This is a genomic window from Stieleria bergensis, assembly GCA_007745635.1.
GTDB lineage: Bacteria > Planctomycetota > Planctomycetia > Pirellulales > Pirellulaceae > Stieleria > Stieleria bergensis.
Genome location: CP036272.1, coordinates 2,428,522 through 2,454,950, shown reverse-complemented (window position 1 = coordinate 2,454,950; position 26,429 = coordinate 2,428,522). Strand labels below are relative to the sequence as shown.

Here is a 26,429-nt window from a genome sequence, read left to right as displayed (position 1 = left end):
TCTGAACGAGGGTCACGACACATAAACGCAAGGTTCCTAAGGAAAAGCAGCAGGACCAAGCCACGCGTACCTGCCAGTACCATGCGTTTAATCAAAGGGCGGATCTTCACACCCTGAAAAAGATCATAAAACAATTAGGACAGATGAAGTACCGGGCGTCAAGCAAATGCACACTCTCGACAATAAAATTCCCAAAAACTCGAAGAACCAACTCCTGAACCTCACCAAGACGTTCCCGCCATAACCAAACGGATCAGATCCATTGGCTATCACTCAATCCGGTGAACCCAAAGAGACCAATGGTGTCAGGGAAAACTGCGAGAACTCTTAGAAGACCGTGCTCAAACAGATCATCACTCCACTCAAATTGCATCATGCAACAAACACCGTCATCCGATTTGAACCACGGCGATAACTGGAATCCTGACCTAGATGATCAGAAGCACAGTTTTGTCTGGCGCTTAGCCGAGGATCTGATTGAAGTCCTGCAAGCGAAAAACAAAATGCGAGTACTCGACGTCGGCTGCGGAACAGGGCAATTGACTCATCAGATCGCTCTTCGCGGCGCACAGGTGGTGGGCATGGACTCCTCGGCCACCATGATCGACCAAGCCAAACAACAATACCCAAGTCTAGACTTCCGCAAGCAGGACGCACATCGCTTCTACGATGAGCAACCATTTGACGCCGTCTTCTCCAACGCCGCACTGCACTGGATTCAAAGCCCACGTCACTACCTGCCTCAGCAAGGTCCTTAAACCTGGCGACAAACTAGTCGTTGAGTTCGGAGGCTCTGGCAACATTCGCCGCTTGACACAGGCGATCCACAAAGCGTACGCCGACTTACTGGGCCGCACACGAAATCACCCGTGGAACTTCCCATCGATCCCCGAGTTTACAGCAATCCTGGCAGCACACTGACTGGAGACAATTCAAGCCACCATCACAGATCGCCCAACTGAGCTGATTGGCGATGATGGCCTAAGAGACTGGGTCCGAATGTTCGGCTCTCACTGGCTTGACGATCTCAACACTGAACAAGAAAAATAGTTCCTGGACCGGGTCGAAGACCACGCCAAGCCCAACCTGTACAGCGACCGCTTGTGGCATGCCGATTATCGCAGAATCCGCGTCGTTGCGCATAAGCTTCTGTGACTCTGGCAACGCAATGAAACACACCCTATCAACCCTCAAACGCAAACCCAAAATCAGATGAATCGCCTATTTATCGTAGACGCATTTACCGCAGAACCGTTTCAAGGCAACCCGGCTGCTGTCTGCCTTCTAAAGCCCGATGCAAGCGCGCAATGGATGCAGGCTCTAGCAGAAGAAATGAACCTGTCGGAGACAGCGTTCATCCAAACCAGAACTGATGGCTATCACCTGCGTTGGTTTACTCCCCGATACGAGGTCGAGCTCTGTGGCCACGCAACCCTTGCTACGGCACACGTCCTTTGGCAGAACAACATCGCCGCCGCGAAACAGCCCATCCGTTTCCACACTCGAAGCGGCCTACTCACGGCGTCAAAAGAAAAGGAAACCATCAAGCTAGACTTCCCCGCCACGCCCGTTCAAGCTCAGGCACCAATGCCGAAACTTGCCGCCGCCCTGGGCTGTGAAGTCCTGGAATATGGCCAGACACGTTTTGATCTATTTGCCCGAGTCGATTCAGCAAAAACACTACGAGATCTCACCCCGGACTTCCAAGCCCTGATTGAGATCAAGACCCGCGGCTTGATGGTCACCAGCCCATCCGACTTTCCCGAATACGACTTCCTGTCACGTTTCTTTGCACCCTCAGCAGGAATCAATGAAGATCCTGTCACCGGCTCTGCTCACTGCGCCCTGGCCACTTACTGGAGCACTCGACTCGGCAAAAAACATCTGCGTGGTTTCCAGGCATCGCGAAGAGGCGGATGCGTCGACATGAAACTGCATGATGATCGCGTTGAACTAGGCGGTCGAGCGGTAACCGTGATGGCGGGCGAACTACAAATCTAACACGTGAAAAAAACCAATCCAGAGCAACACCCAGCGTCAACCACAGCACGACCAACGTGTCCGCCTCTATCGAGTCTACTGAACGCGTCTATTCAACGGGGACGATCAACTCCAAGGGCTCAGGCTGATTTTCAGAGATCTGCATTGCCAAATCTGTCGTGTAGTAGTCGTTGAAACGCCTGGGGACGGTCTGCCCGTGCGTGTGAGACTCTTTGGCAAGATCCTCCGTCAAGATCACTTGCACCACGACCACTTCATATGCCCCTGGCGGCAAGCCCAAGCGGCCTTCTTTATCAGCAAGCTGAAACGCACCTTCGCTGGTCAATCGACTCGCATAGAGCTGCCTGCTTTTTCGATTACGAAACTCAATGCTCCCAGATGTCACGGGTGTGCCATCATCAAACCGGACCGATCCATTCGCTGGCCCAGCGGGTCCACTGCAGCCAACCACTCCACAAAGCAGACAGAGCAACATGGCCCCGACCAACCGCCAATCAGAACGACCAGTCATCGAATCATCTCCACCACACGGGCATCGCGACGATTCGACAACGCTCCTAAGACCTTGGTGTCCGTATCGGGTGTCATAAACGTGACACTTCCGTCAACCATCGCAAAATACATTCCGCCAGGATGCCAACTGCCAAAGGAAAACATGTCGGCCAATGGATCTGTCGGCCCATGGGCCAAACGCAAACCAGGACCGGCAAGACGGCAGGATGCAGGCAAATGATCGCCATCGTAAGCCGGTGAATCGATCGGAAACTGTCCCAATCCATCCACAGACACAAACTTCTCGCCAAACAAAAACGTGTTCGAAGTCCCGTCATGCACCGATGCCATGCGAATGCGATCAGCGGCGCCAATCGCCTTGCCCTCGCTGCACTCAGGCCGCACACTGATGATCACCCCTGTCTCGTTTCCACCATAGTAAAAGTCCGTCGGATCACCAGTCGCCCCTGGACTAAGGTCACCATGGTTGCCAGCGTAATCACACAACGCGCCGGAAACGTCTAAACTCACATCAGTCGGCCTTGGCGGAATCGGGCATCCACACGGCAATCTCCCGCCTCCTGACATGACGGTGGTGCGCAGATTTCGCGAGCCGGTCGGATTAGTCCCACTGCGCCGCGAGGGACACAGAAAAACATCTGGCACAACCAGACGAACGTCCTCGTCATGTTCATGCCACGCTTTGGAAAAGTCCCAGCGATCACCCAACGACACTTGCTCGATAAATGGCAGCACCCTTGCCAACCAAGTGGGGGACTCTAATCCGCACTTGCTTTCAGGCGGACCATCTGGACGTGCTTCATACCTTGCAGGAGGGAAATACTTGAAGGTGTCATGATGCATCTGAGTTGCCAAAGCCAATTGACGCACCCGGTTCGAGCAATCCGTGCGCCGAGCCGCTTCGCGTGCGGCCTGAGTCGCCGGAAGCAACAGCCCAACGAGAATTCCAATACAGGCGATCACCACCAACAGCTCAATGAGCGTAAATCCATTCGATGATTTCGAACGGGGCATTTCAAGCAGCTTTAAAAGAGAGCAGAGAAAGGGCATTGTGCTGGGCGGACAGACGCCCCAGCCAGAAATTGCACGGGAGCGAATTTAGTATAGATGGAGCAAGCCTAAAGGACCTAATTTCGCTGGTTTATCAGCCAGAAGCACCGAACGAAAAATCCTAGCGGCCTCAAAGAATCGCCCAGCCAGACGGCAGAGCAATTTAGCAGAGTGGCCAACCATCGCCAAACAGTTCCACGCCTGGACATCGATCAACCCAACCGTGACCACCTCACCATCGAATCTGTTACCGCTCGGGGAATCTGACCATCACGCAAAATTAACATGGAATGATTAAGCTGCTATTGACGAACCTAAAGGTAGTAAGCATCGTATAAGTAGCTGAGTTCACAAAAGGTGCCAAATTTTTGGAATCACTCAACTCCTTTGACAATCATTCACATGACCCCGTCTTTGAAATCAACGCTTGCATCGCTGCTGTGTTGCTTGGCCCTTCTCGGCCACGCTCCAGCCTGGCTGCACGTTGCTCAATGCGGTGACAAATGTGGTCATCCGACGGGCCAGTCTCTGGAACAGGATGAGCCACAATTCTCTGCGTGTGCTCACGGTTGCCTGCACCATCAAGCAACAACCAGTAAGCCGGCAGAACAGAACGGGAACGATCCGGATCCGACTGACGAGCCACATGATTCAGAATCGTGTGTGTTGTGCCAGTCGCTGGAAGCACCATTGGGTGCTGGCTGGGAAAAGTTCCATGCCGTCCTTACTGGCAACTGTCTTGTTGAACCTGCGATTGTCAGCCCTAACTTCTACCGCGCCGGCTTTCTGGCGATCCCACAGCCGCGCGGACCACCTGCCAGCGTTTGATGTTCCAACGCTGACGTCTGGCGTTGTCACGTTGCCTAAAAGGCGACCGACAACTTCGGAAATGAACCAACGCGTCCCGCTGCGTGCGGAGCAGTTGGTCACCGGTCCGACCAAACCAGATTAACTGATTCCGCGCGCCGGGACATCTTTTCCTACTCCTTAGCGAAACGACTCGCTTGGGATGCTAGCGGCTAGCAACTGCAATCTGAATGAGTGCTACTTGCTGTCGCAATTCATGAAACATTCGAAAGCACTCGGTCTGCTTGGCTTACGAGCCTAGCTTGACCGTGGGGGTCTGGGCTGGCTGATGCCCCCAGTCGTTTGCGTTGTCGCGCTCTGCTTTCGACATCACGCGGGCTTCGCTGGCCGCTGTCGCGTGGTGCAATGGTCAGGCGGCTAATTCCACAAATTTCGTCTCACTCCCGAGACAAACCGTTTCCAATAAGGAAAGCTATCATGAAAATGCAATTCGCTGCTCAAAAGAATCGTCGTGGTCAAGGCTTGGTCGAATACATCATCATCGTTGCTGCCGTAGCAATGATCTCCTTGGTTGCCGTTTCCATCTTCGGCCACAAGGTCGCTGACCAATACGCGATCGGTGCAGGCATGCTGCCCGGTGCACACGGCGACGACAACAATGCGATTGAAACAGGCTTTTACGCCGGCATTCAAGACAATGGCGCTGGCGCCAACGTGGGCAATGGTGCCGTCTCCTGGGCCTCCATCACTGGCAACGCTGACGCAGACGGTGATCTAGAGAACAACGTGGTCGCAGCAGGCGATATCGGCGCTGCTACAGGCGAAACATTCGTTGCTGAATGACACACTGTTTACCGCACCTCGTGCTGAAAACGTGTAACAAAATGCAAGTCCAAGTGGCCAGATTTGGTCGCTTGGCTTGCTTTATTTTATTGAACTGCTTCGTGATAGATGATCTATGGCCAGCAGTGGCATTCGAAAACTGACAACGGCGTCGCAGCAGTAAAGCTATGGTTAACCGCAGACGAACAAACTCCAACCTCTTGCCTCGCGTCGTCGTGATCGCTGGCGTCCTCTTGGTAGGCGGAGTGCTGACGTATGCGATTGGAGCTCAAGCCGGCTGGTTCACAGCCGCGCAGACTCAACCCCAAAAGCCTTCCCGTGAAGGCATGGTCCCCGTCGTCCGAACGCTTAAGGACTTACGAGCGTTCGACACCATCTCGGTGCGGGATATCTACGATCTAAAATTGCAGGACGACAGTTTCGCCTGGATGCCCAAAAACTACGTTCAACAACACCCCGAACTGTTCACCAATCTGGACAAGATCGTTGGCCGAGTGATGGCCAGGGATTTAGGATCTGACAACCGGATCACCGAACAAGATCTATTACCAACCGGCAGTCGCAGCGGACTCTCCGGCGGCGTGCCCGAAGGCAAACAGGGCTTCTTTATTGACGCCTCACAAGTTGCCGGACTGCGTTTACTGAAAAACGGGGACCGATTCGACTTGCTGGCTAGCTTGCCGAAAGAGACACAGCAAGTTGGTTCAGAATACGGCCTGCTGATGGGTGGCATCAAAGTCCGTGACGGCAAACCAATTCCGCTCAACGGAGTGCGCGTGCTGGCCCAGAATGCTCAAATGATTGCGGTCACCAATCGCAATGACATGACAACTCGCGGAGGCATGAACCTGGGTGCCACCGACGGGCGCGGCCGATCCAACAACACTGCTGAACAAGTAGCCATTGCAATCGACCCAACCGAAGCCGTTCCGCTGACGCAAGCGTTGGGAGACAAACTAGCCATTCACATGGTCGCTCGCAGCGGCCAAGAGACTCAGCACAGTCGCGACGCTGACCTCCTTAACGGACGCATCGCGATGCCAGCCTCGGCGATCGCGATTGAAGCTTTCCAACCAATCACTGCCAGCGACCTTTCCGAGCCAACCACTGGAATCCTGCGACAGTACTACTTTCAGCCCGACGACATTCAGGACAACTGGATCGCCCGCCCCGAAGACTTGATTGGCCGTGTCGTCGGTGGTCCCATTGAGCCGGGCTACATTTTCAGCGAAAGCGATTTACTGCCCAGCGACAGTCTGGTAAATCCCGTCGATGCCTACCAAACCATCACCGCCAGCGATCTGGTCGACGGAAATCGATCGAACTGGGTTGGCCGAGTGACCGCCGTTGCCCTCCAACAAGGCAGCCAGATCGTTGAGGACAACTTACTACCCAGCGGTAGCTTGATCAGCAACATCCCTGCCTACCAAGCGATCGCAGCCAGCGACCTTGTTGATGGGCATCGATCGAACTGGGTCGGCCGAATCGCAGCTGTCGATCTGGAACAAGGCAGCCAGATCGCAGAGTCACAGTTATTGCCCGCTGGCTCGCCGCCCGGTATCGCGGCTGCCATTCCCGACGACCGCATGGCACTGACTCTGGATACCAAGGACTTGCGAGGCGCTTCGCAACTCTCGCGTGGGAATCATTGCGACTTGCTATCGTCCACCAGCGTCGACCTGACCTCTGCTCTTGGTGCCATCGAAGTTTCGCCACAATTGCTCAGTTCCATCGGTTCAAAGTCCGTCAACAAACTTCTGGCGACGGGCGCCATGGTGATTCACGTCGAAAGTCAGCAAGTTGTCTTGGCCGTCGTGCCAGACGAAATCTCACGGATCACCAAAGCATTGGCCGCGAAGGAAGCCGTGTTCTGCATTGCCCGAGCAAGCGAACCAATGAGACCCAAAGATCAACACGCAGGGGCCACGGTTGAACCACAGCTTGCCAGCCAAAAACAGTTTGCAAACGAACTGGCCTCTGATCCGGATCCACTGAGCCAAATCCAAGTGATGGAAACGATGATTGGCGGACAGCGCAAACTACAAGCGTTTCGAGGTGACAAATGAGCAATCCACAAGTCTTAATTCACTGCCTGGGGACTGGCCTTGAAGACGAGGTTCGGGCGGCGGTGAAGTCGCTTTCCGACATGCGTCCTGTACTGCATGTCCGCGAAGACCTGCGAGGCACGATCGCCGATGCACGCGACTACCAGCCCGGCGTGATCCTGCTGGAGATCGGCAACGACTTCGAACTTTTAAAAACGCTGGTCGACGAATCCATTGCGGCAGCCCCTGACGCGATCATTGTTGGCGTTTACAGTGCCGATCGCCTGCCGGATTCACATAACGAGAGTGCAACCATGATGCGCGCGTTGCGACTGGGAGTCGAAGACTTCATCCGTCGCCCCGTCGCGGTAACTGAGTTGCAACAAATTCTGCAGCGTCATCTCGCCCCTCGTCGCCGTCATCGCGCACAAACCGGCCGGACGATCGCGTTTTGTAGCAACAAAGGTGGCGTCGGCAAAAGCACGGCCGCAGTCAATGTGGCAACGGAACTCGCCAGCCGTCACCCTGGTCGAGTCGCATTGATTGATGCTTCGCTGCAAATGGGCGTCTGCGCTGCCCAGCTGAATTTGCGTCCGGAAATCACGCTAACCGATGCCTGGCAGCAACGCGAACGCCTGGACGAGCGACTGCTAGAGGAATTAATGACGCATCATGAATCGGGGCTGCACGTCTTGGCGGCTCCAACCAACGCGATCGAAGCAACCGAGTTTGACGATGCGTTCCTTTCTCGAGTGCTGCTGCTGGCGCGTCGAGCGTACGACTACGTCATTGTCGACACTTTTCCGTTGCTCGATCGCAGCGTCATGGCGATTCTAGACCTGAGTGATCGTGCCATCGTTGTGGTTGAAAACGTCGTGCCAACGCTTCAAACGGTGCGTGGGTACTTTGACCTGTTAGCCGAAGTCGAATTTCCCGAGGCCCAGCAAAAGGTCTTGCTCAATCGATACACCACTCGGTCCGGTGGTCCTGGGGTCAGTGAAGTCGCCCGATATCTAGACCGCGAAATTGATTACGTGCTCCCATTTGACCGAAGCATCCTACTGGCCGCCAACACAGGCAAGCCGTTTGTCTCCAGCGCCTCCCGCTGGAACCGCTCAGCAAAGGCGATTCGAAACATGGCCGACGAGATTGAAACCCTGGCCACGAGCCCTGAAGAAGCTTCGGCGGGCGAACAAGGCACCAATCATTCGCAACTCCGGTCGTCACCTCGTCTTTCGGTTGCCGGGAACCTGGAGGGAGGCTCAGCATGAACGATCGACGGTCGCTCCGTGAGCGACTTCAAAACAAGTCGATCGAAGTCCCGAAGGATCGGTTGCGAGTCGGTCGCGAAACGTCAGGTCCTGCTGAGCCCAATCGCAGCAGTGAACCCAAACGTATTAATCGCAACGTTGAATACCAAGCGATCAAGGGTGAATTGCACGAACGATTGATTGATGAACTCAATCGTCAAGACGCACTGACTCAAAGTGACAATGAACTCAAACCACTGATCGATGAGTTCGTTGGCGAAGTCCTGGAGCAAGAAGACTGGCCACTGAATGCCGACGAACGCACTCGTTTGGCAACGGACCTGCTCGAAGAAACATTGGGAACCGGCCCGCTGGCTCCCTTAATGGCAGACCCTGCGGTGACCGACATTCTTGTCAATCGCTATGACAATGTCTTTGTCGAACGCTTCGGCGTGCTGGAGGAAACAGACATTCGTTTCCGAGACGACGAGCACCTCGTCAGGATCATCTCTCGCATCGCCTCTCGAGTGGGACGACGGATCGACACCTCTTCGCCGATGGTCGACGCTCGTTTGCCAGATGGCAGCCGTGTCAATGCGACCTTACCACCGGTGACCATCGATGGTCCAACACTTTCCATCCGTCGCTTTGGCAGACGCCGATTGACGCGAGACAACTTGATCCGACTGGAAATGCTCTCGCCAACGATGGGCAAGTTCCTGCAAGTCATTGTGCAGCATCGCAAAAGCATCATTGTCACCGGCGGTACCGGCAGTGGTAAGTCAACCTTGCTGGGGGCGATTGCAGAATCCATTCCCGATCGAGAGCGCGTCATTACGATTGAAGATGCAGCGGAATTGATGCTCAATCAACAGCATGTGATTCGCATGGAAACACGAGCACCCAATTCAGAAGGCAAGGGGAAGATTGACCAACGTGATTTGGTCGTCAACGCCCTGCGAATGCGACCCGATCGAATTCTGATGGGCGAAGTTCGCGCCGGCGAGGCACTGGACATGTTGCAGGCGATGAACACCGGCCACGATGGCAGCTTGACCACCATCCACGCTAACAGTCCGCGTGATGCTTTTGCCCGACTGGAAACCATGGTGATGATGGCGGGCATGGACCTGCCATCCCAAGCGATTCGCGAACATGCCGTATCAGCCATTGATTACATCGTCCATGTTCGCAGGTACGAAGACGGTGTGCGGAGAGTCCAGCGCATCGCCGAGGTAGTGGGCATTGAAGGCAAGACACCACAGTTGCAAGATATCTTTGTCTTCAAGCCAACCGGTCGACAGGAGAACCGCATCGTTGGTCAATACGAGCCAACCGGCGTCGTGCCTCGTGTTGTCGACGAGTTAGTCGCTCGAGGTGTTCAGGAAATCGATCGCAGCTGGTTTGCGAGGTAACCTGAATGAACAATGCGCTGCTTCCCGTGAGCTTCCTGTTGATTGCTGTCACTGGTATCGCTGCCTATTGGTATCGGGCACTCCAACGTGATCAGGTACGAAAACGACTCTTCTCTGTTGGCGCGGAGACCGGATCGGCAGACCAACAGCAGGCAGTCGTCCCGTTTGCCGAACGCAGCTTTTTCTTGCCTTGGCTGATTGTCGTGCCCATCGGCAGCCTCGTGTGTTGGTACTGGCAGATTCCCTTGAACATTTCCGCCGGCTTGATCGTTGTGTTTGGATTCATTGGAGCAGAAATTGATGCTTGGCTTTACCAGTGGCGACTGGCGCGGATGGAGACACAACTTGCCGATACCATCGATGTGCTTGTCGCAAGTGTTGGCGCTGGTGCTTCCCTCCAGGCCTCGCTGCAGCAAGCGTCTGAATACACGCCGATGCCATTAAGAGCAGAACTTGCCGAAATGGTCGCACGTCTTCGTCTGGGCGATTCACCTGCCGACGTCTTTCAACTGCTTGGCCAGCGCGTGCCGACGGAGACCTTTCGTCTGATCTCGACCACCTTGACGGTGAACTGGAGAATGGGTGGCGAGCTTGGACACACCTTATCCGCGATTGGAACCACGATCCGAGATCGTCTGGCAATCGCCCGGCAACTTCGCACCTTAAGCACTCAAGGTGCAATGACAACCATCACCGTGCTGACGGTGATTTGGTTTATGGCGGCGATGATGTGGCAGGCTGACCCGCCACGCTTTGTCTCATTTCTGCTAAGCACCGAAGGGTCATGGTTGATCGCGGCATGCCTGGTCATGCAAGGCTTGGGCATCGCAATGATCTCCCGAATCAGCCGACCCAAGATTTAGGTTTCCCTGATCATGTATCCAGCATTATTCGCTCTCTCGATGATCGTCCTCTCGCTCACCGGCGTGACCCTCTGGCACTATGTGTCCATGCGCTGGTCGGTCAGTGAACGCCTACACGACCATGAAGCAGAAGCTGAAGCCGTGCGTGAAGCGTTGGAGCGACAATCACGACTGGATGCCAAACCGATGTTTGGCATCCAGGCTTGGCTCTTTCGTGCTGGCTATCGCGGACGCTGGGCATCGGTCATCTTTTGGTCCGCGACAGCAGGCATGTTTTTACTTGGTAGCAGTGTTTGGTACCAACTTTATCGCACCGGCACCATTGCCCTGGCTGCCGATACCGTTGGCGGGATTCCTGGCGGCGTTGGCAACGTGATGGTTCCGTTCGTCCTGGGAGCGCCGTGGTTCTTTGTCGTTGTCCTGACCTTGGCTCCCACACTCGTAGTGCGTTCAGTCCGGCGCCGAAGAGTTCAACAGATCGAACAGGACCTGCCGCTGTTGCTCGATTTGCTCAACACGCTTTCACAAGCTGGCGTAGGATTCGATTCGGCGCTTGAGCAGGTGTTGATTGCCGGTTCAAAGGATCGCCCACTGACCATCGAAATGCGCACCTTTCAAGCTGACAACCTAGCCGGTCGCTCACGCATCGAGTCACTCCGCCGTTTGATGCGTCGTGTCGAAGTGACGATGTTCTCGACCTTTATCTCTGCCATTGTTCAAGCCGAACAAGTCGGCGCCGGCGTAGGAGAAACCTTGAAAATCCAAGCGGGTGAGATGCGTTCACGACGCCGCGAAAAAGCCAGTGCGGCAGCCATGGCAGTCCCAACACTCTTGGTCGCCCCCATGGTGATCGGCTTTTTGCCAGGTATTTTTGTCGTGCTGATTGGCCCCATGGTGTACGAAGCATTTGGTGCGATGGGACAAACCTTTCGCGGGGCCACAGGACAATGAAACATGCGCATCATCGACCAAGAAACGGGACAGACCCTAGTCGCCGACGCCAACCTGGCCAGCAATCCATGGCAACGATTTGTGGGGCTGATGCTTCGGAAACAATTCCCGCCAGGTTTTGCTCTCTGGATCAAGCCTTGCACGTCCATTCACACCTTGTGGATGCGAGTGACGATCGACGTCTACTTTATCGCCATCGATGGAACCGTTTTGGAGTCGCGCAAGCGAGTCAAACCATGGCGTGTGGCGATCCCGTCACAACGCACTGCCAGCGTGATCGAAATTGTCGACCCGGCGATCGAACTGCCCATCGGTGCCAAGGTCGAACTGCAGCCATGAACATCCCGACTCAGCGACACAGCGGTCCCAGACGAACCGGCCAAGCGATGCTGGAACTGGCTCTGCTGATTCCGATCATTGTCATCATCATCGGCGGCACGATTAGCCTGGGATTGTTTTTCTTTCAAGCCAACGTGCTGCAGCAGGCTGTCGATGTGGGAGCACAGGAGATCGCCCGCATGCCCTTCCCACCAGACCAAGAACTGGGACTGGGACGATTCGATCTGTGTACGGGCGCTGACTATGTCTGCGACAATGAACGGTTTAAAGAACAGATCTACGACGAGAAATTCCTGGTCATTCCCGATTCGCAGTGGGGCAGTGGCACGCCCTACAATGGAGACTTTCAGTCTTTCTGCGCCAGCGAACTCCCTCTTTTAAACCGTCTCATGGTGCCCGCGATGGTTCGCGACTACCGTTTGGGAGTCACAAAATACCCAGGAGCAATTGTTAACATCAGCACTGGGGCTGATCCTAACTTTCCGTTCACCGTCTTGATCCCGCTGGTCCAGTATGGCGCCGCTTCGACGCAGACAGACGACACCAAATTTCCCAGCTCCGTTCGCAGTGCCTCCGAAACCATTGTGCGCTGGGTCAAACCGGTCGAAGAGATCCTTGCTGACCATGACGGCGACGCGAATACACCGAGCGAAGGCCCCTTCAAGCTCTCCTATGATTCGGCTCCCGCTGACGATGGCAATTTCCAGCCGGGAATGGTTGCGCTCCGCATCAACTACCCCGCTCAGTCCACCGGTTTGCTGAATCGTGTTGATGGTGGCATCGTTGTTGTGACCGGCAGTGTCAATGATGCGTCTGGCCAGAATCTTTCGCAGTGCTATTCCATGGTTGATACGACACAGGACAACCCTCTGGGCCTGGGGGACACCGATGAACAGGACGGCTCCGAACCCAACGGCGGAGAATTTGGCCTCGGGGAACTCGAAGTCCTGACTCGCACCGTGCGTCCCTATCGAACCGTGATGAGTTTCCAAGCAATCTATCGACGTGAAGTGTTTGAGTAAGGCAAGCGTTTCGCCAAGATCAGCCCTGTTAACCATCATGCAATCTTACCTATCACACGACAACCATCGCCTCGCTTTGAGTCCACGCCAGCGTGCTTGCGCGCGTCGGGGGCAAAGTTTGATTGTGTTCTTCTTGATGCTGATCGTGATGATCGGCATCATGGCGTTAACAATGGATTTTGGCTTTGTCCTGCTGTCAAGGCGGCAAATGCAAACGGCGGTGAACTCAGCGGCATTAGAGGGCGCGCGACAAGGAGAACAGGCCGATGATCTCGATCAAGATCCTGATCAAGATCTCGGTCGGCGAAACGCACAGCGACTGATCCAGAATGTCTTTGACGACGATTTGGATCCAACAGAAAACCCGACTCGCTTAGGCGCCGGCCCAGATCAGTCGCTGGTCAGGCTGACAGGCACCTCGGACCTGGGCGTGGACACTTATGAATTGGGTGACGGCAGTGGCACCGCCAATCTACTCAACACTCGCCCGCAATACATTTACCGTCCCAGCCCTGAATTGAACTCAGGCAATGAGCCTCATGGTGATTTGGTGCGGGGCACCTACAAACATGATGATGAGGAAACCGGGTTGCCTATTGATCACGGTGAGACGTCCGATTACAGCAGAGATGACTTCCAGGTTAACAACGGACCGGCGTTTTTGGCACGTCTTCGCAAGACACCCCTGCGGTCTGGAATCGCCAACTCGCTAGATCGACAGACGGACATTAGTTCAAGCGGCGCTGGCAGCCCGTTGCTGATCGGTCATTTGGCATGGTTTAGCAAGAGCCCTCCAGGAACCTATGACATTCGCCAAGATGGAGTCACCGTCAGAGCGACTGCCATCGCCGACATGGAGCCCATTGCCCATGTCGGCTCATCAACGGATGACGCGGTGTATCAATCCATCGATTACGCAGTCATAGACGATGCCCAACTCCCCGGCGATCCACCACAGTGGTACCGCATCACCGAGCCACGATTTTCGATCGGGCAAACTGCCACGATCGTTCCCGAAAATCCCGTGGATGAACAAGACGTTCCAGAGGGATACGTCCCGATCCTCTCGGAGATCAACGGTGAATTCTACGTGATCGGCTTTCGGTTGGTGACTGATCCGACCGATGAACCGCGACAGAAGAACGCATCCCCGCGTCTGCAAGATGCTTGGCATGTGCTTCGTGAGCTTGATGCCGACACACGTGATGCAGTTTTGGACGAGTACCGCGAACAACGTACTCGCGATGATCTCTCCGTTGAACGTGGGCCGGTATTGGTGCGCACGATCCAGTAGTCCTTCAACCCCGCAACCGTTTCGTGTTGCGTCTCTTTGGCAACCTGCAGCCCCAATGAAACGCCCCAGTTAGGCCGCTTGGCGAACGCTCCGCTTCGCGTCTTGCGTTTCGTGGTCGAACGCAACGCGCCCGCAAATTCCACCTGACCGGTCTATCTTACCGAGCCACAACATCAATGAGTGCTTGCTGATCGAGAGATGTATTGGTGGTGCAAGCATGGCACCCTACGAACCCAATTCCGATTCGATGAAATCGCGATAAACCATGCACTTTGAAGAGACCAGCGTCCCAACCTAGCGATTGCAAGGTGTTCAACTAAATCAGCTAGCCCCGATTAAAGAACGGTTCGGATAATGACGATTGTTCGAAGTACACCGGTGGTCGGACTTAGTACATCAGCATGCGCTGATGCAATCCCAACGAACACGCACGCTGCTGGTTATGTTTCAGCAGCGAAAAACCAGGGTTTGAGGCCACAAAGTCGTGAAATTTACGTCAGTTCATTGGCGAGCCATCCTTCTGGCTGCGATCCTCTGCGGGGCGCCCTGGCCCGGGGCAAACGGACAGGAACCGATGGTTCCCATTCATCCCATCAACCACTTTCAGATCGCCCAGGTTCCAGCGTCGGTGCCACTTCAGGCGACAACCGAAGTCAAGAACGCCGTCGCGTTTGGGACTGCCGAGCCCACTGAAACGGTCGCCACAGTCCAGGCGGCGATGCCGGTCCAAGTCCCAGAACTGCCACCTGCCTCCGCAGCGGAAAGCAATCCGACGTTGCTCACACCGCAAGCGGAATCACAGTCTCAACCGAGCGAAGCTGGGAATCAGACGCGTTCCAGGATCCAGGGTGGCTTTCCACCGGAACTGGTGCTTCCGCCGCCATCGACCCAAGCTGTTGATCAAGCCAATCGCTTCATTCAGGGAACAATCGATCCCGAGATTCCGTTGAATCTAGTCCTAGGCCGACCCAAGGTATTGCAACTGACACAGGTTCCCACGCGAGTTTACGTCCCGGACAGCGACGTGTTGCGGACAGAGATCGTTGACCGTGTGAGCGGGAAAGAAATCGCTGTGACCGGTCTGCAACAGGGATCAACCACCTTGATTCTGTGGTTCGATGATCCGACCGCACCCTCAGGACAAACCACGGTTAGCTACCTGGTACGCGTTTACGCCGATCCGATCATGGCTCGTCCCGTCGAATCGCTCGCCCAAGAGATCAATGAAAAATTCCCCGACAGCTACATCGAATTGGATCAGATTGAAGACCGCCTGATTGTCCGCGGACAAACTCCCGACACCGTTGAAATGTCGCAGATCCTGCAAGTGCTGACCGGAGCACGCGGCGTTGCGACGGGACTTCGCCGAGCAAATGACTCCGCCATCAGTTCCAGATCGCTGGCGGTTGCCGAAACCTTCAACTTTCAAAACACGATCGACCCCTTAGTCTCCGAAGAAGCCGCTGCGTTTCGTCGCCGAGCCATCGATCCCATCGCCCTGGCTCAAGCTGGAATCATCAACCAACTGAAAGTCGTTGGTGAACAGCAAGTGATGCTAAAAGTGACCGTGGCAGAAGTCAATCGGTCGGCTGCACGGAGCATTGGACTGAACTTCTCAGTCGATAATGATGCCGGGTTCACAGTGTTTGAAACCTTGGCTCAAGGCACATCACAGAATGCAAACATTTTGGCGTCGCTTGACATGGGGCAAGTCGATTTGGCCATCGAAGCCCTTCGCAACATGAACCTTTCCAGAACGCTTGCCGAGCCCAACCTGGTGGCCATGAATGGCCAGTCTGCAGATTTCCAGGCTGGCGGTAGCTTTCCAATTCCGGTGATCTCATCAGGTGGCAACGGACAAAACTTGCAAGGTGTGTCCTTTGTCCCCTTTGGTGTTCAGCTCCAGTTCACACCCTTTATCCAAGACCGCGACGTGATTCGTTTGCAAATCGATGCAAATGTCAGTGCTCGTGATGAATCCGTTGGCACGAACATCGGCGGCGGAGGTGGTGGTGGCGGCGGGACACAGGTCAGTGGACTGAACAGTCGTAATTTTTCCAGCACCGTTGAACTTCGCAGCGGCCAGACGATTGCGGTGGCCGGGCTGTTGCAATCAAACTTTGGTGCCAGCAGCGAACGCATCCCGCTGTGGGGCGACCTGCCAATCATTGGCACGACCGGCGGAACCCGGCGAACCAGTGGCGGCGAGCAAGAATTGGTGATTCTGGTCACACCACAGTTGGTCGCTCCGGTCGATTCCTGTCAATGGCCAGCCATGCCGGGAACGGACGTTCATGAACCAACCGACATCGAGTTCTACATTGCCAACCGCCTTGAAAGTCGGCGGAACAGAGACTACCGAGCTTCGGTGCGAACCGACTTTGGTCGCCAGGTCCATGCCGAACACAACTGTCCGGAAAGATACATGGTCGGCCAAATTGGCCCCACGGATCGCTGCTGCCCCACGGTCGGACGTCGACCGCACGCAGTCATTCCAGTTGATCCCATGAACCAGTCGTCATTACACGGCTATCAAGGTCGCCTCAGCGATTCACAGGAGGGACCTGAAAATGAATAAGTCACTCGCCCCCGTACTACTGATCGCAATGCTGGCAGCTGCAACGGGTTGCCACCAACGCCACGGAAAAAACTGGCTTGACTGTCACTCGGATTACTGTGCCGGTTCGGTGCCAGAACCAGCGGGTGCAAAGCTCTGCCGCTGGGAAGAGGCGCAGGTTGGAAACGCCGCGATTGATCAAACCGTGCTTTACCGCTGCGACTTCGTCGGTGACAGCTTAGAAATCGGACCGCAAGCAAAGGAACGACTGCTTCGCTTATTGCATTCGGGCAGCCTTTCAAACTCGGTCGTTGTGATTGAAAAAACGACCAACCCCAACCTGGATCAACTTCGTCTCGAACACGTTGTGGAACAGTTCTCAGCAATGGGGGCCGCTCCGCTAAATGCAATGATCGGTATCCCGCCGGCTTTGGGCGTTTCCGCTGCCTGGGCAGAACGAGCAACCGCTGCAACGGGACGCGGTGGTGGTCAAAACCGTTCAGGCTCTCGTGGCGCTGGCCAAGTCTTTAACTCCTACCAGGGAGCTTACTGAGCATGCAAATGTTAACGCCCAAAAACGGCCTCGTACTCGCACTGTGCCTGGTGGTTTCCGGTTGCGGTCTGCTGAATCGCGGCGGCCATCGTGAAGACGAACTCTTCAAACCGCTAACCACCAACTCGCGTCTGCTGCCGCAACGACTGCCAGAGCAGTATGAGATGTGTGTGCAAACTGCCGAGACCGTTGCCGCCAAAGGCCATGCCAACGAAGCGATCAAGCTCTATGAGAAAGCGGAACAACTGAAGCCCAAGCGTCCACCGTTTGACCTGCAACTCGCTCCGCTTTATGCGCAAATCAGTGACACACCTGCCTCCATCGCGCGTTACCGATCGGCGATGCAGCGAGGCCATGACTCCGCCGATGTCTACAACAACCTGGCCTGGACGTTGCTGGAGGCAGGCAGGCTGGCTGATGCTCAACAAACCATCCAACTAGGTTCTCAGGCTCACCCTGGTGACCAACGCCTCGCCGCAACGAACGCGGTTCTGCTCTACCATGCCCAGCAACCTGGAGAAGCGTTTGACGCATTCGAGACCCTCTACGGGACTGCCGCAGCACACCACAACTTGGCAATCCTGGATCTTGAATCAGATGACGTTGAAGGCGCTCTGGAACAGCTGGCTCTGGCCACATCCAGCCCCAACTGTCCTGTCCAGGCCATTGAAATGCAAAACGCATTGACGGCTGAGTTCAACCGGCAGCGCGTGTTAACGGCCCGCCGCCAACCTTCTAAAACGCACTGAACGAGATACAAAAGTCAAAGCTTTTATGGCTCTGCACGATAGGATCTCTCCGTTTTCTCAATCCTGATCGCTACGACGACAACTTGATCGGCAGACGCTCGTCTGTTGAGACCGTTTTGTGCTCGACAACATCGTTAACCCAAAGATAATGTAGTACGCTGTCCCACTAAATGAGTTCCTCAGTGGGCAGAGTTCTTGATTGGGAAACGTGATGTCAGTGAGTCAAATCGCCACAGCAGTTCAGTGGTTTGCGGTCGTTTTAATGACAACTCAAGCGTTCATCGTCCATGCCGATGAACGACAGCCCGTCGAGGGATCTGAGGCCACCGCTGAGCAACTGGAATTCTTTGAAAAGAAAGTTCGACCACTGCTGGTTGAGCATTGCTATCAGTGCCATAGCGTGGACGCAGAACGCGTTGAAGGCGACTTGCTACTGGACAGCCGCCAGGCCCATGTCGACGGTGGCGACTCAGGACCAGCGATCGTTCCCGGCGATGCCGAAAGCAGCTTGCTGATCGAAGCACTTCGCTTTGAATCCTATGAGATGCCTCCAAAAGGCAAGCTGCCAGATGAACAGATCGACATCTTCGTCCAATGGATTAACAGCGGTGCTCGGTGGCCCAACGAAGCCGCTCCCCAAGCAGCTACTGATCGCCCCAACTTTGACCTCCAGCAACGCAAGTCCGAGTTCTGGATTTGGCAACCAATCAAGGACTCCGCCGCACCCCAAGTGAACGATCAGTCGTGGCCCAAGAACGCGATCGATCACTTCGTTCTAGCAAAGCTTGAAGCCGCTGGGCTTTCACCGACCACAGATGCGGATCGCTCTGCACTCCTACGACGTGTCTCTTTCGATCTCATTGGTTTGCCGCCCTCTCCGGAGCAAGTGCAAGCGTTCCTTGCCGATGACTCCCCGCAGGCGTTGGCAACCGTCGTCGATGAACTTCTGCAATCGGCCCACTTTGGCGAACGCTGGGGACGCCATTGGCTAGACTTGGTGCGGTATGCAGAATCTCGCGGTCACGAATTTGATAACGACACGCCAAACGCGTATCAGTATCGCGATTATGTGATCCGCGCATTGAACGCCGACCTCCCCTATGACCAATTCGTTCGTGAGCACATTGCCGGAGATCTGATCGATCAGCCTCGCTTGCATCCTGAAAAGCGTTTCAATGAATCGGTGCTGGGCACAGGGTTTTGGTTCTTAGGTGAGTGGGTGCATTCACCGGTGGACATTCGCCAGGACGAAGCGGATCGATTCGACAACATGCTAGACGTGATGTCAAAAACGTTCCTCGGCGTAACGGTTGCTTGTGCGCGCTGCCATGACCACAAGTTCGATGCGATTTCCACAGCTGACTACTACTCGCTGTCAGGCTTTTTACAAAGCAGCGATTATCGCCAAGTCCGCTTTGAGTCCATGCAAGCAAACGGACGTCTTTCCCAGCAACTGGCGTCTGTGAACAGGAAGTACCAAGAACAACTCATCGGTTTGCTCCAATCCCAGGGGCTACAATCGCCAAATCAAACCAGTTACCTAACTGATCCCTCGATCGTTGTCGACTTTGGAAACTTAGCTCAGCGAGAGTTCCGGCAAGACGGCCACGTGTTTGGAGTCGCCCCCCAGCGTGCCGGCGATCTGTCACTCACCCCGGAAGGCAATGTTCAGGTTGCCACGGCCTCCCTGGCGGTAAATGACCTGATCTGGAACGGTCTGGAGTCGGTCACCAGCGGAACCGTTCGCAGCAGTAGCGCCGTGGCGAGACTTCCCAAGAGCGGCCGAACACTCCGATCCCCAACCTTTCAACTCGAACACGGCGACGTTCACTGCCTGGTCGAAGGAACAGGGCACATCGTGGCCTGCGTTGATTCGCATCGTCTCGTCGCTGGCCCTCTACACAAACAGACCGTGGTTCCAGTGAAAGCGGGCCAACGCTGGGTCCGACTGGATTTAGCGCGCTACCTCGACCATCGATTGCACTTGGAATTCATCCCCGCCAAAGATTCACAGCTCTCCGTGCGTCTGATCACGCAAGGTTTAACGGGGCCGGGACTTCAAGAGATCGACCGCAAGCTAGCCGCCATTGACGGCCCCTATCAAGCCTACGCAGAAACCGCTAGCAAACTGCTGAAAACCCAAACCGAACAGCAAGTCGAAGAACGAATCTTTGCTGACTTTGAAAACGGAACCTACCAGGGCTGGAAAGTCACCGGAGAAGCATTCGGAACGATTCCGCAAACACTGGAAACCATTGCACCTTATCAAGGACGAATCAATGGGATCGGCAAGTTCTTTGTCAACTCACACAACATTCGACCGGGAGGAGATGTCGCAAAAGGCGATCACCTAACGGGCACACTGACCTCAGCTGAGTTTAAGATTGACTTTGACCTGATGGAGTTCCTGGTCGGCGGCGGCAATCACAAAGGCAAGACCTGCGTCAACCTTTTGATCGACGGTCAACCGGTACTCTCCGTCACCGGCAAAGCGAACAACCAAATGTCGCTGAACACTTGGGACCTGCGTGCTTTTGCAGGGAAGACCGCACAGATCCAAGTAGTTGACGATCACCGCACCGGTTGGGGCAATATCGGAATTGATCACATCGTGTTCAAGACCTTTGTCACCGAAAACGAGAGCGTGCCAAGTGAACTGAGCGTTGCCGAAATCGAAGCTCAGCGAATCACGCGTGCTTGGAAAGCCGAACGTGACGCGATCGCAGCGCAGATCGTGCGACGTTCGCAGGTTGCTCCGGCGATGTTGGACGGCAGCGGCGAAGACGATCGCATCCTAATTCGCGGCAATGCCTCCAAGCCCGGCGACAAAGAACCGAGGCATTTCCTGACGGCCATCTCCGGAAATGCGCCGCTATCGATTGCCCAGGGCAGTGGAAGGGTCGAACTCGCCGCGGCCATCAACGATCCTGCCAACCCATTGACTGGACGGGTGATCGCAAATCGTGTTTGGCACCACTTGATGGGCCGCGGAATCGTTCCGACAACCGACGACTTTGGCGTCCTAGGCCAACGTCCGACGCATCCAGAACTGCTCGATCACTTGGCCACTGAATTCCGCCAGCAAGGCCAAAGCATCAAGTCATTGATTCGGTACGTTGTTCTTTCAAGAACCTACCAGCTGTCCAGTCATGCGAGCGACGCCGCACTGCAGGCTGATCCGAAAAACCTGCTCTGGCATCACCAACCTCCGCGGCGTCTGCAAGGCGAAGTGATTCGTGACTCGCTGCTGGCGCTTTCCGGTCGCCTGGATTCCACAGCCTTTGGTCCACCCATCCCCGTTCACCTGACTGCGTTCATGGATGGCCGCGGGCGTCCAGGCAAGAGTGGGCCGTTGGATGGAGCAGGGCGGCGATCCATTTATCTGTCCGTCCGCCGCAACTTCCTGTCTCCGTTCATGTTGACGTTCGACACTCCCGTGCCATTTAGTTCCATGGGGCGACGCAATGTTTCCAACGTTCCAGCACAAGCTTTGATCTTGATGAACGATCCGCTTGTGGCAGAACTTTCCAATCAGTGGGGGCACCGGGCAATCCAGCAGATCGGCGGTGATGATCAGGCTGCCCTGGAACAACGCGTCAACTGGATGTACCTCTCCGGCTTCGGGCGTCCTGCGACCGATCAAGAACAACAAGTCGCGGTGAACTACCTTCTGGCTCAAGCCAAGACACGCGGCGTTCCCACCAATGATGAACAACTCTGGAGCAACTTCGCTCACGTGCTTGTTAACACCAAGGAGTTTATCTTTCTACGATGATCCATCAAGAAACTTACCCTTGTCAACGCATGAGTGCTCGGCCCACAACTCGTCGAGAGATGCTCACCCGTTGCGCGAGCGGGTTTGGCGCTCTAGCGTTAGCTGGCCTGCAATCGAAGCCTTCCTTCGGCCTGGATGCAACCGCCACCGAACCAGGCTTTGCCGGTCATGGCCCCCATCACCAGGTCCGTGCAAAGAATGTTATTTTCCTTTACATGGATGGCGGGCCATCGCAGGTCGACACGTTCGATCCCAAGCCGATGCTGGATCGTTTCAATGGCCAGGACCCCAAAAAACTGTTCAACGTTGAACCCACTCAGTTCAACAATAACGGGACAGTCCTAGCCAGCCCTTGGAAATTCAATCAGTACGGCGAATCTGGCATCCCAGTGAGCGACCTGTTTCCACATGTCGCCCAGTGCGTAGACGAATTGGCGGTGGTTCGCTCGATGACATCGGGATTTCCTGAACACACGTTTGCCAACTATTTCCTGCACACCGGCAGCGCCTTGCAAGGCCGACCCAGCATGGGTGCATGGGTCAACTATGGCTTAGGCAGCGAATGTGACAACTTGCCTGGCTTTGTGGTCTTGAACGGTGGACTGATCCCGCCAGGTGGACTCGATTGCTTTGGCAGTGGTTTTCTACCGGCCAGCTATCAGGGCTCGGTGTTCAAACCCTCTGGTACCGGCGTTGCCAACATCAAACCCAACGAACCGACGGCGAAGCTGCAACGAGAGAAACTGGACTTAATCAACCAGCTCGACAGTTTGGCAATAAAACAGTTCGGGAAGCACGACAGCTTGGAATCTGCGATCAAGAACTACGAACTCGCCTATTCCATGCAGATGGCTGTTCCAGAGGTCATGTCGATTGATGACGAACCAGAATACCTGCAAAAACAGTATGGCTTGGAATCCAAGTTTGCTCCCACACGGATCTACGGCGCCCAGTGCTTGATCGCTCGCCGCATGATTGAACAAGGCGTGCGATTCATCGAATTAACGTGTCCGAAGGTTGGCGGTGATCGCTGGGACCAACACGGCAACCTGAAGTCCGGACATGAAAACAACGCCCGAGCCGTCGATCAACCGATCGCCGCATTGCTCAAGGACCTGCGCCAGCGAGGCTTGCTGGACGAAACGCTTGTGGTCTGGGCCGGTGAGTTCGGACGAACTCCATTCGCTCAAGGTAAGAATGGACGAGACCACAATCAATATGGCTTTACGGTTTGGCTTGCCGGCGGTGGGATCAAACCCGGTACAATCTACGGTGCCACCGATGAATTTGGCTACAAAGCCGTCGAGAATCGCTTAGAAATCCATGACTTGCACGCCACGATGCTGCACCTGATGGGAGTCGATCATACTCGTTCCACCTTCCGGTTCAGCGGTCGCGACATGCGTCTAACCGATGTTCACGGACATGTAATTAAGGACATTGTGGCCTAACCCTACACGATGGGCAAAACCGTGCCCCTCGCCTCGAGATCGCTACGCCGAGAAGCCACTACAACACTGGCCACTACAACACTGGCCACTACAACACTGGCCACTACAACACTGGCCACTACAACACTGGCTACTGCAACTGCGTAAACGAGCTGCGTCCCTTTCCCCACTGTGGCTTGTCGATTAACCTCCCACCACATCTTCCCCGCCCTCACCAAGAATCAAACTGATGAAACCATTACTAACCACCGCAGCTCTGGCTGTTGTTGCATTCACCGTGTCCATCTGTTCTGCACAGGAAACGAAGCACAGTTTCCTTGCCTGCGGAAGCCATACTTACATCATGGGTGAAGATGGTAAACCAAGCTGGACCTATCCAGCGAATACCCGCGACGGCTATGTTCTGGAAGACGGGACGCTGATCCTGACGCTGACCAAGTCAGGCAAACACAAAGGTGGAGCCGTGGTTTCGATCGCACCCGATGGCAGCGAAAGCCTGATCTGGAAAGGAACACAAAGCGAAGTCAACAGTGCCCAACCTACCAAGGAAGGCAACTTCGTGATCACTGAAGCCGGCAACAATCCACGTTTGCTGGAAGTCACCCCAGCAGGCAAAGTGCTGGTTGAGTTCCCGCTGGCCTGCCAACAGGGCAACCATCATATGCAAACACGAATGGCGCGAAAGCTAGATGATGGCACTTTCCTGGCACCACACTTGTTGGACTTTGCCGTGTATCACTACGGCGCCGATGGCAAAGTACTTGGCAAACTGGACACAACGGCGGCCGGCGACCCTGATCACAAGATCCATACCTGGCCCTTCACTGCGATTCGCCATGGTGAAGGCCAGACCCTGGTGTGCTGCACACATAGCAATCGCGTCGTCGACTTCGACAGCGAAGGCAAAATCGTCTGGACGCTAACCAACGACGACCTTCCAGGTGATTGGTTGCAAGACCCCTGCGGTGCTCAATTACTGCCCAACGGCAACCTGGTGATCACCAGTTACGCTGGCGGCCGCAAAGATCGTAACGCCCCCAAATTGTTTGAAGTCACTCGAGATAAAAAAGTGGTTTGGCAGTTTGCTGATGGCCAAGGTCACGGCATTCACCACTTCCAAATCATCACTACCAACGGCAAGAAAGTCGCTGGACCTGCTAACAAATAGCTTCGACCAGCTTCCAATTCCTGTGACGAAATAGGTTACTGAGGCAGCGGGTTTTGCATCCTGTCTGTCCAGCGGCCGCGGTGCTTGAGCACGTCGTCTGGCAGCAGCAGCCATTCCTGCAGCCAAAGACATTCTGTTTTTCACCTGGCAATGCAGGCTCGATTCCAGCGTTTCTGTTTTGCCAAACGTCATTCATTGATGAAGCTCCGGCCCCGTGGCGGCCGGAGACGATTTGCCATACAACTAGCAAGCGCCGGTCCGTCGGCAGGGCGCCATTCCAACTGCATTTATCGACCCATTTTCATGTCTGAAATCGTCATCACTTCCGCCAACGTCATTGATCTGCGAGTCCCCACTTCCGACAACATGTTGGGCTCGGACCCGTTTCATAAGGCTCCGGATTATTCGTCTGCGGTTTTGCATTTGGAAACCAACACCGGTCTGCGCGGCGTTTCGGTGGTCTTCACCGTTGGCGCTGGCACGGATTGGATTTGTCATGGCATCGAAGACCTCTGTCAGTTGATCGTTGGCACGAAACTCAGCGACTTCACTGCGGCCCCGCTGAAGCTTTATCAACGCCTGATCGACCACCACCAATTGCGGTGGCTGCACGATGGAGTCTTTCGGATGGCTGCTGGCGCCGTTCTAAACGCCCTTTGGGATCTTTGGGCCAAGTCGTTGAACAAGCCGCTTTGGAAGTTGCTGGTCGATCTGGAACCCGAATTCGTTGCGGATTGCATCGACTACCGTAACATCGGCGACGCGTTAAGCCGTGACGAAGCCGTCCAGTTGCTCCAGTCTCGGCGGCCTCACGTGGCCACACGCGAATCCGAGATGTCACAACTGGGCCCCAAGGCCTACTGCACCGCGGGCTGGCTGGGACTCTCGGACGACGAGATCCTGGGGACGATTCGCAAGTTACAGTGCGAAGGATTTGATTCCTTCAAACTGAAGGTGGGACAAGACTCCGACCGCGATGTTCAACGCATTCAGTTCATGCGAGATTCAATCGGCGATTCGTCGCAGTTGATGGTTGACGCAAATCAGTTCTGGGGCATTGATGAAGCCAAACGCCATATTGAACGCTATCGCCCGTTTGCGCTGAAGTGGGTTGAAGAGCCCATCGCCCGTGATGATGTCTTGGGCTACTTGGAACTCTCCCAAACGTTTGCCGATGCAAGCTTTGACTTCGCCTGTGGCGAGCAAGCTGCCTCGCCGGTGATCTTTAAACAACTGCTGAAGAGTGGCGCGATCAAGTATTGCCAGATCGACGCCGTCCGCGTCGCCGGCGTCAACGATGTCATGGCGATTATCTTGATGGCAGCCAAGTACAATGTCCCTGTTTGCCCACATGGCGGCGGCATCGCGCTTTGCAACATGATCCAGCACTACGGAATGTGGGACCAAATTGCCGTGTCTGGTCATTCGCAGACTCAGTTAGTCGAATACATTGACTTCCTGCAGGATGCTGTGCTGGAACCCGTTGAAGTCAAACAGGGGTGCTACGTCACTCCCACAGCACTCGGTTGGGGACTGGAGTTCAAACCTGAATTCCTGGCCGACCACAGCTATCCTGAAGGGGCCGTGTGGTCAGAACGCTGCGAAACACGAAAAGGCGTCGCATTCGAGGCCACTTAGGCTCCGCCCCCTTTGCAAAGAAGCACAGGGTGATTTGCAAAACGTTGATAGCCTCTACACTCCCAGGTTGACGAACCGCCAGTCTCTCTAATAACATGCCCAAACCGCTGCATTAAGAAGCGATTGCACACCTGAATGCCGCCGA

The 26,429-nt window shown here is 55.1% G+C and carries 22 protein-coding genes; 20 read left to right on the top strand and 2 right to left on the bottom strand.

Annotated elements, in window-relative coordinates:
• Positions 1 to 374: 374 nt before the first annotated feature.
• Positions 375 to 758, top strand: coding sequence for a class I SAM-dependent methyltransferase (locus tag SV7mr_RS08330; RefSeq protein WP_419188258.1), 384 nt, complete (start codon positions 375 to 377; stop codon positions 756 to 758).
• Between the two features lie 454 nt (positions 759 to 1,212).
• The gene (locus SV7mr_RS08325) at positions 1,213 to 2,001 is read left to right on the top strand and encodes a PhzF family phenazine biosynthesis protein (RefSeq protein WP_145270973.1); all 789 of its coding nucleotides are present in this window, start codon (positions 1,213 to 1,215) and stop codon (positions 1,999 to 2,001) included.
• A gap of 88 nt (positions 2,002 to 2,089) precedes the next feature.
• On the opposite strand, the gene SV7mr_RS08320 is transcribed toward SV7mr_RS08325, so the two are convergent.
• Entirely contained in the window at positions 2,090 to 2,512 is a 423-nt protein-coding gene (locus tag SV7mr_RS08320; RefSeq protein ID WP_145270971.1) for a carboxypeptidase regulatory-like domain-containing protein, read from the bottom strand.
• Complete coding sequence (locus SV7mr_RS08315) at positions 2,509 to 3,528, bottom strand: DUF1559 domain-containing protein (protein WP_145270968.1); 1,020 nt, start codon at positions 3,526 to 3,528, stop codon at positions 2,509 to 2,511. The genes SV7mr_RS08320 and SV7mr_RS08315 overlap by 4 nt, the downstream gene beginning before the upstream one ends.
• 438 nt (positions 3,529 to 3,966) lie before the next feature.
• On the opposite strand from SV7mr_RS08315, the gene SV7mr_RS25190 reads away from it, so the two are divergent.
• The 18 genes from SV7mr_RS25190 to SV7mr_RS08225 all read left to right on the top strand — a co-directional run bounded on the left by SV7mr_RS25190 (position 3,967) and on the right by SV7mr_RS08225 (position 26,284).
• A complete protein-coding gene (locus tag SV7mr_RS25190; protein ID WP_419188257.1) occupies positions 3,967 to 4,392 on the top strand; it encodes a DUF2946 domain-containing protein in 426 nt (141 codons plus the stop codon).
• A 456-nt stretch (positions 4,393 to 4,848) separates the two neighbouring features.
• Positions 4,849 to 5,214, top strand: coding sequence for a class III signal peptide-containing protein (locus SV7mr_RS08310; protein ID WP_419188256.1), 366 nt, complete (start codon positions 4,849 to 4,851; stop codon positions 5,212 to 5,214).
• Between the two features lie 167 nt (positions 5,215 to 5,381).
• A complete protein-coding gene (locus SV7mr_RS08305; RefSeq protein WP_145270964.1) occupies positions 5,382 to 7,280 on the top strand; it encodes a CpaB family protein in 1,899 nt (632 codons plus the stop codon).
• Positions 7,277 to 8,530 (top strand): CpaE/TadZ family protein, encoded by a 1,254-nt coding sequence (locus SV7mr_RS08300; protein ID WP_145270962.1) that lies wholly within the window; start codon positions 7,277 to 7,279, stop codon positions 8,528 to 8,530. The genes SV7mr_RS08305 and SV7mr_RS08300 overlap by 4 nt, the downstream gene beginning before the upstream one ends.
• A complete protein-coding gene (locus tag SV7mr_RS08295; protein WP_145270960.1) occupies positions 8,527 to 9,924 on the top strand; it encodes a TadA family conjugal transfer-associated ATPase in 1,398 nt (465 codons plus the stop codon). The genes SV7mr_RS08300 and SV7mr_RS08295 overlap by 4 nt, the downstream gene beginning before the upstream one ends.
• Positions 9,925 to 9,929: 5 nt before the next feature.
• On the top strand, positions 9,930 to 10,787 hold the full coding sequence (locus SV7mr_RS08290; protein WP_145270958.1) for a type II secretion system F family protein: 858 nt from the start codon (positions 9,930 to 9,932) through the stop codon (positions 10,785 to 10,787).
• Positions 10,788 to 10,799: 12 nt separating this feature from the next.
• Entirely contained in the window at positions 10,800 to 11,738 is a 939-nt protein-coding gene (locus SV7mr_RS08285) for a type II secretion system F family protein (protein WP_145270956.1), read from the top strand.
• Between the two features lie 3 nt (positions 11,739 to 11,741).
• Positions 11,742 to 12,077, top strand: coding sequence for a DUF192 domain-containing protein (locus SV7mr_RS08280; RefSeq protein ID WP_145270954.1), 336 nt, complete (start codon positions 11,742 to 11,744; stop codon positions 12,075 to 12,077).
• Positions 12,074 to 13,099 (top strand): TadE/TadG family type IV pilus assembly protein, encoded by a 1,026-nt coding sequence (locus tag SV7mr_RS08275; RefSeq protein WP_419188255.1) that lies wholly within the window; start codon positions 12,074 to 12,076, stop codon positions 13,097 to 13,099. The genes SV7mr_RS08280 and SV7mr_RS08275 overlap by 4 nt, the downstream gene beginning before the upstream one ends.
• Before the next feature lie 37 nt (positions 13,100 to 13,136).
• Complete coding sequence (locus SV7mr_RS08270; RefSeq protein WP_145270950.1) at positions 13,137 to 14,393, top strand: TadE/TadG family type IV pilus assembly protein; 1,257 nt, start codon at positions 13,137 to 13,139, stop codon at positions 14,391 to 14,393.
• A gap of 484 nt (positions 14,394 to 14,877) precedes the next feature.
• Complete coding sequence (locus SV7mr_RS08265) at positions 14,878 to 16,971, top strand: type II and III secretion system protein family protein (protein WP_419188254.1); 2,094 nt, start codon at positions 14,878 to 14,880, stop codon at positions 16,969 to 16,971.
• Positions 16,964 to 17,503, top strand: a complete 540-nt coding sequence (locus SV7mr_RS08260) for a hypothetical protein (RefSeq protein ID WP_145270948.1) — start codon at positions 16,964 to 16,966, stop codon at positions 17,501 to 17,503. Before SV7mr_RS08265 ends, SV7mr_RS08260 begins: the two co-directional genes overlap by 8 nt.
• Positions 17,504 to 17,511: 8 nt before the next feature.
• Positions 17,512 to 18,252, top strand: coding sequence for a tetratricopeptide repeat protein (locus SV7mr_RS08255; RefSeq protein WP_419188253.1), 741 nt, complete (start codon positions 17,512 to 17,514; stop codon positions 18,250 to 18,252).
• Between the two features lie 211 nt (positions 18,253 to 18,463).
• The gene (locus tag SV7mr_RS25185) at positions 18,464 to 22,027 is read left to right on the top strand and encodes a PSD1 and planctomycete cytochrome C domain-containing protein (RefSeq protein ID WP_419188252.1); all 3,564 of its coding nucleotides are present in this window, start codon (positions 18,464 to 18,466) and stop codon (positions 22,025 to 22,027) included.
• Between the two features lie 29 nt (positions 22,028 to 22,056).
• On the top strand, positions 22,057 to 23,478 hold the full coding sequence (locus tag SV7mr_RS08240) for a DUF1501 domain-containing protein (RefSeq protein ID WP_419188251.1): 1,422 nt from the start codon (positions 22,057 to 22,059) through the stop codon (positions 23,476 to 23,478).
• Between the two features lie 38 nt (positions 23,479 to 23,516).
• Positions 23,517 to 23,708 (top strand): hypothetical protein, encoded by a 192-nt coding sequence (locus SV7mr_RS08235; RefSeq protein ID WP_145278213.1) that lies wholly within the window; start codon positions 23,517 to 23,519, stop codon positions 23,706 to 23,708.
• The gene (locus SV7mr_RS08230) at positions 23,708 to 24,646 is read left to right on the top strand and encodes an SMP-30/gluconolactonase/LRE family protein (RefSeq protein WP_145270942.1); all 939 of its coding nucleotides are present in this window, start codon (positions 23,708 to 23,710) and stop codon (positions 24,644 to 24,646) included. The genes SV7mr_RS08235 and SV7mr_RS08230 overlap by 1 nt, the downstream gene beginning before the upstream one ends.
• A gap of 303 nt (positions 24,647 to 24,949) precedes the next feature.
• Complete coding sequence (locus SV7mr_RS08225) at positions 24,950 to 26,284, top strand: enolase C-terminal domain-like protein (RefSeq protein WP_419188250.1); 1,335 nt, start codon at positions 24,950 to 24,952, stop codon at positions 26,282 to 26,284.
• The last annotated feature ends 145 nt before the right edge of the window (positions 26,285 to 26,429 follow it).